At 45.5% G+C, this 16,668-nt stretch carries 16 protein-coding genes and 1 pseudogene; 6 read left to right on the plus strand and 11 right to left on the minus strand.

Annotated elements, in window-relative coordinates:
- Positions 1-20: 20 nt before the first annotated feature.
- Genes lnt through ICN15_RS01035 form a run of 5 tightly spaced genes read right to left on the minus strand, consistent with a single transcriptional unit; the run spans position 21 to position 5,593 of the window.
- The gene (gene lnt, locus ICN15_RS01015) at positions 21-1,544 is read right to left on the minus strand and encodes an apolipoprotein N-acyltransferase (protein WP_255532816.1); all 1,524 of its coding nucleotides are present in this window, start codon (positions 1,542-1,544) and stop codon (positions 21-23) included.
- Positions 1,545-1,552: 8 nt separating this feature from the next.
- Positions 1,553-2,392, minus strand: coding sequence for an HlyC/CorC family transporter (locus ICN15_RS01020; protein WP_216200647.1), 840 nt, complete (start codon positions 2,390-2,392; stop codon positions 1,553-1,555).
- Between the two features lie 56 nt (positions 2,393-2,448).
- Positions 2,449-2,925 (minus strand): rRNA maturation RNase YbeY, encoded by a 477-nt coding sequence (gene ybeY, locus ICN15_RS01025; RefSeq protein ID WP_216200648.1) that lies wholly within the window; start codon positions 2,923-2,925, stop codon positions 2,449-2,451.
- Entirely contained in the window at positions 2,918-4,273 is a 1,356-nt protein-coding gene (gene miaB, locus ICN15_RS01030; RefSeq protein WP_216200649.1) for a tRNA (N6-isopentenyl adenosine(37)-C2)-methylthiotransferase MiaB, read from the minus strand. The genes ybeY and miaB overlap by 8 nt, the downstream gene beginning before the upstream one ends.
- A gap of 57 nt (positions 4,274-4,330) precedes the next feature.
- Entirely contained in the window at positions 4,331-5,593 is a 1,263-nt protein-coding gene (locus ICN15_RS01035; RefSeq protein WP_216200650.1) for a putative Na+/H+ antiporter, read from the minus strand.
- Between the two features lie 81 nt (positions 5,594-5,674).
- On the opposite strand from ICN15_RS01035, the gene ICN15_RS01040 reads away from it, so the two are divergent.
- Positions 5,675-6,085 carry a rhodanese-like domain-containing protein gene (locus tag ICN15_RS01040; protein WP_216200651.1) on the plus strand — a complete coding sequence of 137 codons (411 nt, stop codon included), beginning with the start codon at positions 5,675-5,677 and terminating at the stop codon, positions 6,083-6,085.
- A gap of 83 nt (positions 6,086-6,168) precedes the next feature.
- Positions 6,169-8,070, plus strand: coding sequence for a molecular chaperone HtpG (gene htpG / locus ICN15_RS01045; protein ID WP_216200652.1), 1,902 nt, complete (start codon positions 6,169-6,171; stop codon positions 8,068-8,070).
- Positions 8,071-8,145: 75 nt separating this feature from the next.
- On the opposite strand, the gene ICN15_RS01050 is transcribed toward htpG, so the two are convergent.
- Positions 8,146-8,433: a glycine zipper domain-containing protein gene (locus tag ICN15_RS01050; protein ID WP_216200653.1), complete on the minus strand. Its 288-nt coding sequence runs from the start codon at positions 8,431-8,433 to the stop codon at positions 8,146-8,148.
- A 48-nt stretch (positions 8,434-8,481) separates the two neighbouring features.
- A complete protein-coding gene (locus ICN15_RS01055) occupies positions 8,482-8,844 on the minus strand; it encodes a Rap1a/Tai family immunity protein (protein WP_216200654.1) in 363 nt (120 codons plus the stop codon).
- Between the two features lie 137 nt (positions 8,845-8,981).
- On the opposite strand from ICN15_RS01055, the pseudogene ICN15_RS01060 reads away from it, so the two are divergent.
- From ICN15_RS01060 to ICN15_RS01070, 3 genes and pseudogenes are all read left to right on the plus strand, one after another.
- Positions 8,982-10,184, plus strand: a pseudogene (locus ICN15_RS01060) (ammonium transporter).
- Between the two features lie 35 nt (positions 10,185-10,219).
- On the plus strand, positions 10,220-10,744 hold the full coding sequence (locus ICN15_RS01065) for a gamma carbonic anhydrase family protein (protein WP_216200655.1): 525 nt from the start codon (positions 10,220-10,222) through the stop codon (positions 10,742-10,744).
- Between the two features lie 20 nt (positions 10,745-10,764).
- Positions 10,765-11,694 carry an AEC family transporter gene (locus tag ICN15_RS01070; protein WP_216200656.1) on the plus strand — a complete coding sequence of 310 codons (930 nt, stop codon included), beginning with the start codon at positions 10,765-10,767 and terminating at the stop codon, positions 11,692-11,694.
- Here ICN15_RS01070 and maiA read toward each other — a convergent pair.
- Positions 11,665-12,345 carry a maleylacetoacetate isomerase gene (gene maiA / locus ICN15_RS01075; RefSeq protein ID WP_216200657.1) on the minus strand — a complete coding sequence of 227 codons (681 nt, stop codon included), beginning with the start codon at positions 12,343-12,345 and terminating at the stop codon, positions 11,665-11,667. The two genes, ICN15_RS01070 and maiA, sit on opposite strands and share 30 nt — an antisense overlap.
- Positions 12,346-12,426: 81 nt before the next feature.
- Between maiA and ICN15_RS01080 the strand changes: the two genes are divergently transcribed.
- Positions 12,427-13,056, plus strand: a complete 630-nt coding sequence (locus ICN15_RS01080) for a trimeric intracellular cation channel family protein (protein WP_216200658.1) — start codon at positions 12,427-12,429, stop codon at positions 13,054-13,056.
- Here ICN15_RS01080 and ICN15_RS01085 read toward each other — a convergent pair.
- The 3 genes from ICN15_RS01085 to ICN15_RS01095 are packed head-to-tail and all read right to left on the minus strand — an operon-like array spanning position 13,043 to position 16,664.
- Entirely contained in the window at positions 13,043-14,641 is a 1,599-nt protein-coding gene (locus ICN15_RS01085; protein ID WP_216200659.1) for a gamma-glutamyltransferase family protein, read from the minus strand. The two genes, ICN15_RS01080 and ICN15_RS01085, sit on opposite strands and share 14 nt — an antisense overlap.
- 38 nt (positions 14,642-14,679) lie before the next feature.
- Positions 14,680-16,122: a TRAP transporter large permease subunit gene (locus tag ICN15_RS01090; protein ID WP_370625408.1), complete on the minus strand. Its 1,443-nt coding sequence runs from the start codon at positions 16,120-16,122 to the stop codon at positions 14,680-14,682.
- Positions 16,122-16,664, minus strand: coding sequence for a TRAP transporter small permease subunit (locus tag ICN15_RS01095; RefSeq protein WP_216200661.1), 543 nt, complete (start codon positions 16,662-16,664; stop codon positions 16,122-16,124). Before ICN15_RS01095 ends, ICN15_RS01090 begins: the two co-directional genes overlap by 1 nt.
- Positions 16,665-16,668: the final 4 nt, after the last annotated feature.

The following is a 16,668-nucleotide window of genomic DNA, read 5'->3' on the forward strand; positions in this document are numbered from 1 at the left end:
AGCAAACCAGGAAATAAGAGTTAAATCCGTCTTTGGCGAATGAACCCTAGGGCTAGGAGCAGGCAAGAAAGACTCAAAATGGGGGCATTCCCCCAAAACACATAAGGAGTCGTACCGGAGTAAGGTTGGATATTCGTCTTTAGGACGCCTTGGGTAAATTGGGGAAGTTCTGCCAAAATTTTCCCATCTGGACCTAATGCTGCTGTGATGCCAGTATTGGTAGCACGAAGTGCAGGCAGACCTGTTTCTAGCGAGCGCAATTGTGAGAGTCGTAGTTGTTGTGCTGGTGCTTGGGAATTCCCAAACCAGGCGAGGTTTGTCATATTGATCAGTAGATTAACTGGCTTACTGCTCTGATGAATTCTGGTGGCTAATTCCCCACCAAAGACATCTTCATAGCAAATTGTGATCGCGGCATTAATGGTTTCTTTGCCGGTACGAACAATGCTAAAGGGAGGTTGATCTAACTGGCCACGTGCAAAGTCACTCATCGGTACATGAAAGGCATTCACAAACCAATGAAAGCCCGGCGGAATAAATTCTCCAAAAGGTACCAAGTGGGATTTATCGTATTGGTAGGTAGCTAAGTTAGGGGATAGTCCAAGCGCACGGTTGGTGTATTTCACTTCAGAAGAACCTGAGCTTTCACCAATCACACCAAGCAAGATATTGCTGGATGTCTTGTTAGAAAACTGTTGAATAGATCCTATGAGTCCGGCAGGAAGATTACTCTGAGGCCAGGGATACGCGATCTCTGGGGTGATGATGATATCGGCCGGCTCACTCTCAATGGCAACAGTATAAAAACTAAACTGGTCTTCAATAGCCTGGGGATTGAATTTCAGACTTTGCTCAAAATTACCCTGAATTAAACGAATACTCAACGGTTCACCAATGGGTTTGATGAAAGTCCACAGGCCGGCGAGCTGTGAAAGGACGATGGTAGAAATGATGCAGACTCCACTAAGGAGAATATTTTTCTTTAGTTGCAAAAACTCCCAAGCAACCCACACTACTAGAAAGGTGCAGGCTAGACCACCGAAGAATGGAGCGACTGGCGCAAATGGGCCATTAAACTGGGATTCCGCAAAACCCATCCAAGGAAAGCCTGTCAGTACCACGCTGCGCAAATACTCAATCAGGACCCAGCTAGACGCGAGCATCAATCCTGTAAGGCGATTACGTTGAGTGAAGTAAAGGGGAAGACAAGCACTTGAGAAAAATAAAGCCATTCCTGCTGCCAGCAAGAAAACTGCCATACAAGAAACAACCGGATGCATTCCACCAATATCGTGCAAGCTGATATAAATCCACCATAAACCGAGAACAAAATAGCCTAGGCCAAATGACATTCCCGCCAGAAATTGTTGTTTAGCGGATGCGGTTTCTTGTTGGCTAATCTGCCACCAAATCAAGCTCAAAATCGGAATCTGTATCCAACCGCCATAGGGCAGCTCTGCTGCTCCGGCTAGCATTGTTCCAAGAATAAATAACACTACCAAGTTGATGCTGTTACTAGGCTTGGGTAAAGACCAATCAGTCAATGGAGCTCTCAGGCAGACTGTTTGGGAAGTTGGCGTGCGAGCAGAATGTGAATCTGTCTGGGATCGGCACGTTGAACCTCAAATTCAATCCCATCGATCTCAATGAGCTCACCCATTTTAGGTACTCTACCCAGATGCTGAATCACAAGACCAGCAACAGTTTCAATATCTTCGATATCAAATTGAGTGCCTAATCTCTCATTAAATTGCGCAAGTTCGGTAATGCCCTTAACGCGAATGTCGCCATTGTCTAAAGCAATAAGATTGTCTGCTTCTTCATCAATGTCATGTTCGTCTTCAATATCTCCCACGATTTGCTCAAGAACATCTTCAATAGTGATGACACCGGCAACGCCGCTATATTCATCGACCACAATAGCTAAATGATTACGATTATCTTTGAAGTCGCGTAGCAAGACGCTTAAACGCTTTGATTCTGGAATAAATACTGCAGGACGTAACCAGTCTCGTATCTGAAAGTCTTTTTCAGAAGAATGGCGTAATAAATCTTTTGCTAGCAAGATCCCAATGACATTGTCACGAGTGCCTTCAAACACTGGAAAGCGCGAGTGAGCAGCAGTGATCACATTTTGAATGATCTCTGACAACGGTAGGCTGATATCAATCCAGTCAATCTGTGCTCTAGGTATCAAAATATCGCGTGCGCACAATTGACCTACCTGGAAAACTCCCTCAATCATGGAGAGTGCATCTGCATCAATCAAGCCATCAATCTGAGCTTCTCTGAGGGTGTCAATGAGCTCTTGGCGGCGCTCAGAAGTACTAATGGGTTTAGGCGTTAGAAAATCAGCCAGGCGTTCTAAAAGGGATTTATTGGGGTCAGGCATATAGCAAGAATATCGTAGAAATAAGTAAATTCAATGAAGTGGCGAGGAAGGCTACTTTAAATCGAAGTGTAGGGGTTAGAAAAGCCGAGCAATTTCAAGAGTTTGATTTCTTGAGACTCCATTTTTTGGGCCCCTTGATTATTCTCATGATCTAGGCCTTGTGCATGCAAGCAGCCATGAATAATCAGATGAGCTAAATGCGCTTTGACGGTCTTGCCTTGCGCTGATGCCTCTGCTTGAATCACTGGAAGGCAGAAAACAATATCAGCAACTAAAGTCCTCTTAGTCAGTTCGTAGGGAAAAGTTAGCACATTGGTTGCTTTATCTTGAGCACGAAAAGCATAGTTCAGTTTTTTTCCTTCGGCTAGATTGACAAAGCGAAGCGTGATGGAGCCAAAGTGCTTGTTAGCCTGCTTAACCCATTTTTTGATTACAGCTGGAGATGCAATTGCATTCACTTTGGTTTTAATGGCTGAGCTGGCATATTGAATATCAATCACCAACTTGATTGCAGGGGCAGATTTACTAGACATCTTGCTTGGCATATGCCTGAATCAGCTCACCTCTGAGGGTGTAATTGAGTACTTCAGTAATATGAATATCTACCATTTGTCCTATGAGAGATTCAATCTCTTCATCTGGCGCAGTAAAGTGGATAACACGATTATTCGCAGCTCGACCTTGCAGATTCACACCATCTTTTGCTAAGCCTTCAATCAGAACTTTCTCTGTGTTGCCCAACATATTCTGGCTAATCTGAGTTGCCTGTGACTCAACGAGTGCTAGTAATATTTGCAGTCGTTTAAGTTTGACCTCATAAGGGGTGTCATCACTTAAATTGGCTGCAGGCGTCCCGGGTCTCGCGCTGAAGATGAAGCAAAAGCTATTATCAAAATTCAGCTCTTCAACCATTTTTAGAAGCTTGGCAAAGTCCTTATCAGTTTCTCCAGGAAAACCCACAATGAAATCGCTAGAGAGCGTTAGATCTGGCCGTACAGCGCGCATCTTGCGAATGATGCTCTTGTATTCCAGGGCGGTATAACCACGTTTCATAGCGGATAGTACTGAATCTGAAGCATGTTGTACTGGTAGGTGAAGGTGGCTGACTAGCTTGGGAACTTTTGCATAGACGTCAATCAAGCGCTGCGTAAATTCCTTAGGGTGGCTCGTTGTAAAGCGAATTCTTTCTATTCCCGGAATTTCTGCAACGTATTCAATCAGTAGTGCAAAGTCTGCAATTTCCTGGGTATCCCCCATCTTACCTAGATAGGCATTGACGTTTTGCCCTAACAAGACAATTTCTTTAACGCCTTGATCAGCAAGGCCGGCTACTTCAGTAAGTACATCGTCAAAGGGACGTGAAACCTCTTCACCCCGTGTATAAGGGACCACACAATAACTACAGTATTTTGAGCAACCTTCCATGATGGAGACATAAGCAGAGCCACGTGTTTGTCGTGATGCGGGTAGGTGATCAAACTTTTCAATTTCTGGAAAAGAAATATCTACTTGCGGCCTACCTGTCTCACGACGCTTTGTCAGCAGATCTGACAGGCGATGCAATGTTTGTGGTCCAAAGACGACGTCGACATAAGGTGCCCTGCTAATAATTTGCTGACCTTCTTGACTGGCAACACAACCACCTACGCCGATCAATAAATCAGGCTTTAATTTTTTGAGCTCACGCAGACGGCCTAAGTCAGAGAACACTTTATCTTCTGCTTTTTCACGAATAGAGCAGGTGTTCAACAAAACTACATCAGCATCCTCGGGAGTATTGGTTACGACCATGCCTTCATCGGCATGTAATAGATCGGCCATCTTGCCCGAGTCGTATTCGTTCATTTGACAGCCAAAGGTTTTGATGTAAAGCTTTTTCATATGCCGTTCTCAGGTTTATAGCTGGGGGCGAAGATCAGATTCTACGGGATAAAGCTTCTAGAGTAGGCGTAAGGCAAGAATGGCAACAATCGTGGGCGGAATTGCTGATAACAGGAGTAATCCCGCAGAAACCGTAGCATTAGGGAAGTGGCTACGCAAAATAGCAATACCTGCTGGATTAGGCGCATTAGCAATCACGGTTAAGCCACCACCAGCAACTGCGCCCCCCACTAAAGCCAGCTTAAACTCAGGCGAGGTTCCTTGCACTAGCGAGCCTAAATACGTGAGTGCCGCATTATCAGTAATTGCCGTCAGGACTAGGCTGCCATAAAAGACTGCAGTAGGACTCATATTTTGCAGGATGGGTTGAAGCCACCAACCTTGAAGCGCTCCCAAGACAACTAATCCAGCCAAGAAGAATCCCACTAACAAGGCTTCACGCAAGATCAGTGGGTTTTGATGTTTAGGATAGGCTGTTGTAAATCCAATGAAGAAAAGCAGTAGCCACATAAATATTACAGGGTCATGAGCAAACCCTACAATGCCACCCAAGAACAAAAGATGGATTGCGGTAATGTCAATAGGAATGCGAGTAACTGCTTTTTTAATTTCGGGCTCAACGAGTTGCTTATGAAAAAGTAAAGTCACTATCAATGCGTTGATAAAAATAGCAACGCATGCCTCAAAGCCGAAGTTCTGAAACATAAATATGGTATCCCAGCCCCAAGTAGAAGCCACCATTAACACGGGAGGGGCAGCAAAGTTCGTGAGCGTGCCGCCAATCGAAATATTGACAAACAGTACGCCGAGCGTACCAAACATTAAAGGGGTAGAGCATTTATGGCGATAAACGAGGTCACGCAATAAGAAGGCTGCCAGCGTCATGGCTGCTGGCTCAGTAATTAATGAACCTAATAATGGCGTAACGCTCAAGGTCAAAAAATAGAGTGTTGACGCCTGTTTGGTACGCAAAACAATTTGCAGGCCAGATCCCATTTTATGCAAGAGCTGCGTCGCGAAATGCAGAATCGGTTTGCTGCCCGCCACTACCATAATAGAAAAGACAAACAGCGGCTCAGTAAAATTTCGTTTGGCAGCAAATTCTTTGGCGGTTTCTAAATCGTTTGCAAGCCACATAAAGATAATGAGAATGGCGGCCCAAAATCCAAACACGATTTCCACTTCACCTAACAGATGCCATAAACCTGAATGCCTAGATGACTTTTTAGCAAGGGTCTCAAAATAGGAGGTGCAGAAGGTGTGCAGTACTGCGATGGCGAAAATAATGCTTGCGCCAAGCTCTGTAGGGGTAAAGTTCATAGAAACATATTATCAGGGGATTATTGCGAACTTTGCCTTAAGATTGACCAAATAAAAACGTTGGCAATTTAGGAGATTTTGATGAAATTGAAATTAGGCTATCAAGAATTGATTGCCCAAGCGATGGCTCAAATTGACACTCTTTCTTTGGCCCGAGCGCATGCGCTTTTAAATGACGAAAATACCGTTTTTGTGGACATCCGTGACATCAGGGAGTTGGAGCGTGACGGCATGATTCCGAATGCAATTCATGCCCCTCGCGGTATGTTGGAGTTTTGGGCTGATCCTGATAGCCCTTATTACAGACCTGTTTTTGGTGAGGGTAAGCGTTTAGTGCTGTATTGCGCTTCAGCTTGGCGCTCTGCTTTAGCAACTGAGGCCCTCCAAAAAATGGGGGTTCCAGGTATTTGCCATCTAGATGGGGGCTTTAATGCTTGGAAAAAGGCTGAATTGCCCGTGGTTGAGAAACCCGCAAAGCCTCAGCCTAGCTAAATTCTTAGTCGTGTAGATCTTGAAATGCGGTAATTAGGCCCCATTTACAGAAGGTTAAGTTCATTAATGAAGAGGGTATTCGTATGTCTGTAGCTAGCAAAGAAACATTGGGATTTCAGGCTGAGGTAAAGCAACTTTTACAGCTGATGATTCATTCCTTGTATTCCAATAAGGAAATTTTTCTCCGTGAGTTGATTTCCAATGCATCTGACGCATCCGACAAATTGCGTTTCGAGGGCATTGAGCATCCCGATTGGTATGGCGATGATCCTGAACTGAAGATCAAGGTGAGTGTCGATAAGACCGCAAGAACAGTAACTATTGCTGATAATGGTATCGGCATGAGCCGCGATGAAGTGATCTCTAATCTGGGAACCATTGCCCGCTCTGGTACTAAAGAGTTTTTCTCAAAACTCTCTGGCGATCAGCAAAAAGATGCTGCATTGATTGGTCAGTTTGGCGTAGGTTTCTATTCCGCATTTATTGTGGCTGACCGCATTACTGTGGAAACCCGTCGTGCAGGCTTACCAGCCAGTGATGGAGTTCGCTGGGAGTCAGATGGCTCAGGTGAGTTTACGGTAGAAAACATTGATCGCCCACAGCGTGGCACATCAATCACTATGCATCTACGCGAAGGAGAGGATGATTTCCTTTCTACGCATCAGCTCAAATCCATTATTCGCAAGTACTCCGATCACATCTCCTTGCCTATTCAAATGAATAAAGAGGAGTGGGACGCCGAGAAAAATGAACAGATTGTTAAGGATGAGCTGGAAAGTATTAATCAATCGAGCGCTCTATGGGCGCGTCCTAAATCTGAAATCACAGAAGAGCAATACGCTGAGTTTTATAAGCATCTATCGCATGATTATGAAAATCCTTTGTGTTACTCCTTAAATAGAGTTGAGGGTCGCAGCGAATTTACACAACTACTGTATGTGCCAGCACGCGCCCCTTTTGATTTATGGGATCGCAATAAGCGCGGTGGTATTAAGCTCTATGTGAAGCGCGTGTTCATCATGGATGATGCGGAGCAATTAATGCCGATGTATCTCCGCTTTGTAACGGGCGTGATTGACTCAACCGATTTACCGTTAAATGTCTCTCGTGAAATTCTGCAAGAGTCACGTGATGTCAAGATCATTCGTGAAAGCTCGACCAAGCGTGTGCTGAGTATGTTGGAGGATTTAGCTAACAGCGATGATGATGTTAAGAAAGAAAAGTACCGTACTTTCTGGACTCAATTTGGCCAAGTACTCAAAGAGGGCATGGGGGAAGACCAGCCGAATCAAGATCGCATCCTCAAGCTCTTGCGTTTTGCAAGTACGCATTCCGATTCATCTGATCAAACGGTTTCTTTGGCTGAGTATGTTGCGCGCATGAAAGAAGGCCAAGATAAGATCTATTACGTGACTGGTGATACCTTTAATGCGGCTAAAAATAGTCCCCATTTGGAGATCTTCCGTAAGAAGGGTGTTGAGGTTTTATTGCTGTCTGACCGAGTGGATGAGTGGATGCTCTCTTTCTTCACCGAGTTTGATAGTAAACAGATGACCTCCGTAGCTAAAGGTGGACTGGACCTTGGCAACTTAAGTGATGAAAAAGAAAAGAAGGAGCACGAAGAAACTGAAAAGAGCTTCAAGGATCTGCTCGATCGCATGAAGTCCGCTTTAGAAGATAAAGTGAAAGATGTTCGCGTGACTTTCCGATTAACGGATTCTCCAGCATGCTTGGTCTCTGATGAGAATGAGCTTTCTGGTAATTTATTACGGATGCTTAAAGCGGCAGGTCAACAAGCGCCGGATACAAAGCCGATATTAGAGATCAATCCAGAACATCCTTTGCTCTTGAGGCTGAAAGCAGATGATCAGCATTTTGATGAATGGACACAGGTTTTATTTGATCAGGCTCTTTTGGCTGAAGGTGGTCAGTTAAATGATCCTGCTGCTTATGTAAAGCGGATTAATCAGCTACTACTTTCCTAATTTGCTAGAGCCTCAAAGAAAAACCCGACTTGAGAATTAATCAAGCCGGTTTTTTTGTTCTTCTAAGACAGGCTATTAGTTAGGCGATTTTGCTGGCTGATTATTTTTACCAGCGTTGTAACCCGAGTTGTACTCAGAAGCTTGTTCTTTTTTGTAGGCATCATAAACATAACCAGACGCTGCACCAACTGCTGCACCACCTACTGCACCCCAAATGGGGTTGCCATGGAAAATGGCTGTACCAACTGCACCAGCGGCAGCGCCGATACCGGCACCAGATAAAGTACGCTGCTCAGTGTTGCTCATATTTGAGCAGCCAGCGATAGCTACAGTTGCAGCGGTAATGGCGATAATTTTTTTCATATCAACAGTTCCTTAAGTCTAGGTATTGAATTAGCTAAATGGCTTAAATTATTTTTTGGCGCAAGGAAAGCGTGCTGCCAAAAAGCCCAAAAAGACACCAGATGCAGGTCTATCAGAAACCGGTTGGTTGCCTTGAGCAAATTTTACAAAATCACCAATTACTTCATCACGTGATGGGGCTGGTTGCTTAACGCAAATATAGGGTTTTGCGTGCTGTGGGTGGCGAGTCGCTAAATAAGTGTCATAAATAGCAGTTGTATAACCAATACAGAAACTGCGGGATTCTGGGCTTGCTGGCAATTTGCAAACATTCACGAGCTCTTGAGTACTCAGCACGGGAATTTTTTCTTGGGCTTGGGCTAGGCCACTAAAAGCGCCTAGAGCGACCAATAAAGCTAAATTTTTTTTCATGGATTTTTCCTTGGGTGTTAATAAGCGAATCATAAACCATATTAATGGCATTAATTTGCACTAAATAGGTGCATTATTGCCCGCAATAGATCTCACTATTCCCCATAATGATGCAAAAACATAAAGGGGTTATTTCAATGGACACTTTAAAGTCAGGCAGTGACGTTCTATTTATCTTGCTTGGTGCCATCATGGTTTTGGCGATGCACGCGGGTTTTGCTTTTCTCGAGCTAGGTACTGTTCGCAAAAAGAACCAGGTCAATGCCTTGGTCAAAATCTTGGTCGACTTTGCAGTATCGACCATTGCCTATTTCTTCATTGGCTACAGCATTGCTTATGGCGTGGACTTTTTCTCAGGTGCGGAATTACTAGCCCAGAAAAATGGCTATGAACTGGTTAAATTCTTTTTTCTATTAACTTTTGCTGCTGCTATTCCCGCCATTATTTCTGGTGGCATTGCAGAGCGCGCGAAGTTCAATCCTCAATTAATTGCCACATTTATTTTGGTTGGTTTTATCTACCCTTTCTTTGAGGGCATCGCTTGGAATCAGCACTATGGTATTCAGGCATGGATTAAGTCATTTACTGGCGAAGAATTTCATGATTTTGCCGGCTCAGTTGTAGTGCATGCGGTTGGGGGTTGGATCGCATTACCCGCAGTCATTTTGCTTGGTGCGCGAAGAGGTCGTTACACCAAAGACGGCAACGTTGCTGCACATCCTCCTTCTAGTATTCCATTCTTAGCCTTGGGCGCTTAGATATTGGCAGTAGGTTGGTTTGGTTTTAATGTGATGAGTGCACAGACGATTGATAAGGTCAGCGGCTTAGTGGCGATGAACTCACTCATGGCCATGGTTGGCGGTACATTGGCTGCCTGGGTGATTGGGCGCAATGACCCTGGCTTCACCTATAACGGTCCTTTAGCTGGTCTCGTTGCCGTGTGTGCTGGCTCAGATTTAATGCACCCCATGGGCGCATTGGTAGTTGGCTTAATCGCTGGTGCTCTATTTGTCTATATGTTTACCTTGGTACAAAACCGCTGGAAGATTGATGATGTTCTAGGGGTTTGGCCTTTGCATGGCTTATGCGGCTTGTGGGGTGGTTTGGCAGCAGGTATTTTTGGAGCCAAAGCACTCGGCGGTATTGGCGGTGTGACTTTCTTAGCTCAGTTGATTGGCACTAGCTTAGGAGTGGCGATTGCGCTTATTAGCGGTTTTGTGGTCTATGGATTGTTAAAAGCAATTTTAGGTATCCGGATGTCGCAAGAGGAAGAGTATGAAGGTGCCGATTTGAGTATTCATCGTATTTCATCAACGCCAGATCGTGAGCCTAACTGGTAGGCTTCCTTAAATATAGCCATTACCTATAATGAGTCATGGCTATATTTGAACTAGACGGAAACATCCCCCAGTTGGGCGAGGGTACTTGGGTTGCTGAGAGCGCTGAAGTCATCGGTAGGGTTGAGCTACATAAGAACGCTAACGTTTGGCCCAAGGTCGTTATCCGTGGTGATAATGATCTGATTCAAATCGGCGAGGGCAGTAATGTGCAAGATGCTTCTATCTTACATACGGATCCTGGTTACCCCCTTATGATTGGCAAGCAAGTCACTGTTGGACACCAAGTGATGTTGCATGGTTGCCAAATCGGCGATGGCAGTTTAGTGGGGATTGGTGCGGTGATTTTAAATGGCGCCAAAATCGGTAAGCACTGTTTAGTGGGTGCTGGCGCTTTAGTGACCGAGGGTAAAGAGTTTCCCGACGGCTCCATGATTTTGGGCTCACCTGCTAAGGTGGTAAAAACACTGACGGCAGAGCAGATTGCTGGTATTGAAGACATTGCTGGACGCTATGTTAAAAATGCTCGGCGCTACCAACAGACTCTAAAGAAGATTGCTTAATCTAATAAAGCACACCTAAATTGTTCTACGTCTTCAATGTCGTCTTTCCCGTATTTGCCCTTATTCTGATTGGTTATGTTTGTGGCAAAACGGGTAAGTTAGGTGAGAGCGCATCAATCGAGTTAAATCGTTTTGTCATCTGGCTTGCGCTCCCTGCGCAGTTATTTAATTTCGCAGTGAGCAGTAGTTGGCAAACGCTATGGCAACCGGGTTTCATTGCTGCTTTTTTTCTGAGTTGTTTAATGGTATTCATTCTCATATTGATAGTGAGCTGGGTACGTAATCGAGATTTGGCGGCAGCCAGCTTTGCCGGATTAAGCGCGTCTTACTCCAACACCGGTTATATGGGGATCCCGCTGTGTGTTTTGGCGCTGGGTCAAGATGGTCTAGCGCCCGCAATCATTTCTACTTTTATTGTTTTTATTATGTTTGCCTTAGCTACTGTGCTGATCGAGATTGGAATTTTGTCACACAAAAAATCCCATGAAATTATTTGGAGCGTACTGAAGTCACTTTGCACCAATCCATTATTAATTGCGCCAGTGGCAGGTTTACTGTGGGCGTCAACTGATTTAGTGTTGTATGACCCGCTTGCACAAGTCATTGCATTTTTAGCTGCAGCTGCCACGCCTTGTGCGCTGGTCTCTATCGGACTCTTTCTTATACAAAAAGAAAGCTCTGCACCCCAGCAGGTTTGGGGCATTAGTTTTGCAAAACTGATTATTCAGCCGCTGGTCGCCTGGTGCATTGCTGGACCGATTTTGGATTTATCAGAATTGTGGATCAGTGCAGTGGTGATACTGGCAGCCCTTCCTACTGGTACGGGCCCATTTATGCTGGCCCAGTATTACAGTGCCGATAGCCGAATTATTTCCCGAGTCGTGCTCTTAACTACGATGGGTTCTTTGTTAACGCTGTCTTTATTCCTCTGGTGGAGTAGGGGGGTTTAATCCTTCAGCATCAATTTGTTTTTCCCAGGAAGCATTGATGAAGGCAGGCAACTGCATGCACTCGCGATAGATTCTCATTAAGGTTGGGAAGTCTTTCATATCCATCTTTGCACTGAGCGCATTAAATATTTGCGGTACCAAGCAGATATCGATCAAGCCAGGTTGATCCCCGTAAGCAAAGCGTCCCACCCTTGAGTCTGTGCTTAATTGGGTTTCAAGACTGGTTAGGCCTAAAGACATCCAGTGTTCATACCAGATATCTTTTGCCTCCACGCTGATGTTTAAGTTCCTTACTAGATAACGCAAGACTCGTAAATTACTTAAGGGGTGAATATCAATAGCGATGTCCATCGCTATTGCGCGCACCCAAGCTCGATCGATTGCGGTCTGAGGCAGTAGTGGGGTGCTTACTTGAATCTCATCTAGGTATTCAATGATGGCGAGTGATTGATGAATAGTATGCGTGCCGTCGGTATAGAGAGGCACTAAAAGATTGGGATTTTTATTGGCGTACTCAACAGAAATCTGTTCACCACCCTGCCGAACCAGGTGCACCGGAATTACCTCATAATCAAGGCCTTTTAAATTGAGGGCAATTCGCACCCGAAAGGCTGCTGAGCTACGCCAAAAACTATAAAGCTGAGTTTTCATTCAAGATTCCTTAAGAGTATTGCCCTTAGTATATTCAGGGCTTCATTGATCGACTGACTTCAGTGATTTAGACTAAGCCCTATGGATCAAATTAATTTCTGGATTGGCATCATCGCCACCATTGCTTTTGCAGTCACAGGTGTTCTGGCTATCGCTGATCGTGGCGTCGATCTTTTGGGAGTGTTGGTGCTAGGTGTGATTACCGCGATTGGCGGTGGAACACTGCGCGACATTTTTTTGGATGTGCCGGTATTTTGGTCGATCACCCAAATTTATATTTGGGTTGCCTTGGGCGCGTGCGTCGTCACTTTTGTGGCCGAATCTTTTTTTACCCAACCACAGATTTATCGCTGGATGCTTTACATTGACGCCTTAGGTGCTGCCTTATTTGGTATTCAGGGGGTCGATAAGGTATGGAACTTGGGATTTGGATTACCAGTAGCGCCGGTCATTTTAGGAGTGATCACGGCGATCGGCGGCGGTCTGTTGCGCGATATTTTGGCAGGAAGAAAGACCTTGTTTATGTCGCATGAGCTTTATGCGATCCCGGTCACCTTAGGCTGTTTTATCTATGTGCTGATTTTAAATTTCTTACCCCAGTACACCTTAGAGGGATCGGTGCTTTGTATGCTGGCCATTTTTGGATTACGCGCAGCTGCCATTCGCTGGGATCTGCGCGTACCCAAGTTCTTCATCACTAAAACGCGCTAACCGCGCCATCACTGCGAGGATCCCAACCGCCATGCAAAGTGCCAGATGGATCGCGAATAATGCAGCCTGCATGACCTACTGTTTCATCAAAGGCATCGAGCATTTCAATCTCATGCCCTAGTGCATGGAGTTCTTTTGCAACCCATGGGCTAAAGCGGGATTCTAGTTTTAAGCTATCGCTAGTCTGACCCCAGGTGCGACCCAAAAGCCAACGTGGGCGACTAATCGCGTCTTGTGGGTCGAGTCCATAAGTTGCTGTGCGAGTAAAGACGGCACATTGCGTTTGGGGCTGGCCATCCCCGCCCATCGTGCCGTACACCATAGACCGGCCATCCTTCAATAAAGCCATTGCTGGATTCAATGTATGAAATGGTTTGCGATAAGGTTCAAGGTGATTGAGTGTCTTTGGATCAAGAGAAAAACTACAGCCACGGTTCTGCCAGTTCACACCAGATTGGGGCAGCACAATGCCGGCACCAAACTCGTGATAAATACTTTGAATAAAGGAAACACAATTACCATGGCCATCAATCACACCCATCCAAATCGTATCAGCCGGTCCTTTGCCTTGACCCCAAGGTAATGCTTTCTCAGGATTGATATTCTTGGCTAGTTTTTTGAGAAACGCAGGCGCTAAAAATGATTGCGCATTTCTTTTCATGTATGCCGGATCAGTCACAAATTGATCACGCACTTTGAATGCTTGCTTGGTGGCTTCAACACAGTGGTGAACATACTCTGCGCTGTCGACTTTGAAGCGCTTGAGATTGAGCTGATCTAGGATGCCGATGATCATCAAGGACACCACGCCCTGGGTGGGTGGCGTCATGTTGTATACATTACCTAAACTATGTTTTAGTTCAAGTGGATCAATCAGTTTGGCCTGATGACGGCGAAGGTCTCCTAGTCTGAGTGGGCTTCCAATCCCAGTGAGTTCTTTCGCTAGTAATTCGGCTAAATCACCGCGGTAGTAATCCTCGGTTCCCTTTCGGGAAATTTGACGCAAAGTTTTAGCCAGTCGCTCTTGTTTGAAAATAGAGCCTACTGCTGGCGCCTTTCCGTTCACTAGAAAGGTCTCCGCAAATCCAGGAATAGGCGTTAACTCGGCTCGCTTTTTTTCAGTCAGGCTTGATTGGCTATACGTTACCGGAACACCGGCTTCAGCATAGTGAATCGCATCTGCTAGGAGACGGGAAAGCGGTAGCTTGCCCCCAAGACCTTGTTGCGATAGTTTCTGAGCCGCACCCCAACCAGAAATAGTTCCTGCGACCGTATTGGCTGCAACAGCTCCTCTAAAAGGAATGGCCTGAGTGATTTCACGCTCCGCGTACCACCGTTTAGTGGCTAAGCCGGCTGCTGCACCACAGGCATCAATGCCACCCATGGCCTTACCAGGTGAGTGAACTACCCAAAAAGAGTCTCCGCCAATGGAGTTCATATGGGGATATACGACAGCAATGGTAGCTGCTGCTGCGACCATGGCCTCTAAGGCATTGCCACCTTCTCTCAGCACTGCCAAAGCAGACCCAGATGCCAGGGAGTGTGGCGCTACCGCCATCCCTCGGATACCCCATTTTTGTTGCATTACTTAAACCCCTTTGACAACCATCTGAAGATGGATTGTTATTTATTTTCTCGTAGCTGACGTTCAATGTCAGAGCTGGAGTCTACTGTAATCTCATTTTGTTCGACACCGGCTAATGGATCAACCGATGGCCCGTTGGTATCAAAAACAGCGGCAGGTTGATCAATGAAATACGTTACCGTTTCAGGGACAAAGATAATGATGGCAACCAAGATCAGCTGCAAGCCAACCCAGGGAAGTGCCCCATAATAAATATCAGAGCTCTTCACCGATTTTGGCGCTACCCCTCGCAGATAGAACAAGGCAAAACCGAATGGGGGATGCATAAATGATGTTTGCATATTGGCTCCCAAAAGCACGCCAAACCAAATGAGGTCAATACCAAGCTTTTGAGCAACGGGCGCTAATAAGGGGATGATGATGAAAGCGATCTCGAAGTAATCTAAGAAAAAAGCCAAGAAGAAAACAAATAAATTCACCGCAATCAAGAAGCCAACTTGTCCGCCTGGAAGTCCTGAGAGAAGATTTTCAATCCAAAGATCGCCATCCACACCTCTAAAAGCCAAGCCAAATACAGTTGAGCCAATCAGAATAAAAATGACCATGGCATTGATGCGCATGGTGGAGGTCATGGCCTCCCAAACCAACGGCTTGTGAAGGCGCTTGTTCATGGCTGCTAGAACTAAGGCGCCTACTGAACCCATGGCGCCACCTTCGGTTGGTGTAGCAAGACCCATCAGGATGGTGCCAAGCACTAGGAAGATCAGAGCGATCGAGGGAACAATGCCCCACAGAATCCGTTTGAATAATTTCCAGTCAATCTTAGGACGAGCCTCTGGGGGCAGGGCAGGTACATCTTGTGGTCTAAAAATCGATAGGAAGAAAATAAATAAACAAAATAGAACGATTTGAATAATAGATGGCCCAATAGCACCGGCATACATATCTCCAACCGATTTACCTAACTGGTCAGCCAGCACAATTAATACGAGTGATGGCGGAATGAGTTGAGTAATCGTTCCAGACGCTGCAATAACGCCAGTAGCTACGCGTGGGTTATATCCATAGCGCAACATAATTGGCAGAGAGATGAGACCCATCGCAATGACGGAAGCTGCGACCGTACCCGTGATTGCGCCGAGAATGGCGCCCACAATAATCACTGCATAGGCAAGTCCACCACGGATTGGGCCGAATAATTGCCCTAGTCCCTCAAGCATGTCCTCTGCTAAGCCACACTTTTCAAGAATGGCTCCCATAAAGGTAAAAAAGGGAATGGAGAGTAAAAGGTCATTTGAAAGAATGCCAAAGACTCTGTCGGGCAGGGCTTGTAAAAAAGTGGGCTGGAACATGCCCATTTCAATACCGATGAATGAAAAGAATAAGCCAACCGCGCCAAGAGAAAATGCAGCCGGATATCCAATTAATAAAAATACAATGAGGCCCCCAAACATAATGGGGGCCATCAGATCATGACTAATCATTGCAAAGGTCTTTCGTACTTGGGATCGATTTTGATCACGCCAATGATGGCTGCATAGCGTTTAATAATTTCAGAGAAGCCCTGAAGGGTGAGCAAGAAAAAGCCTAAAGTAATAGCGCCACGCACCGGCCAGCGAATGAGGCCACCTGGATTGCTCGAGGTCTCATTGAGGATTACCGAGTTGATAAAAAATTCCCAAGAGTAATAACCAATCACCATAGTGACTGGTAAGAAGAAAATGATGCCACCCCAAAAGTCTAGCCAGAGGCGCGCTCGATTGGGGTACATTGCATAAAGAACATCCACGCGAACGTGTTCATTCAGACGAAACGTAGTGGAGGCGCCGAGCATCACCATTCCAGCAAACAAATACCACTGCGCTTCTAACCAACCATTTGAGCTGATGTTAAAGCCGTACCGGATCAGCGCATTTGCAGTGCTGACCAGTACGGCAATTAATACCAACCAACTCGCCAATACTCCAAAACGATCATTTAAACGATCAACGAAACTTGAGAAAACTAATAATTGTTTTGGCATATCA

The sequence above is a fragment of the Polynucleobacter sp. CS-Odin-A6 genome (assembly GCF_018882095.1).
Lineage (GTDB): Bacteria > Pseudomonadota > Gammaproteobacteria > Burkholderiales > Burkholderiaceae > Polynucleobacter.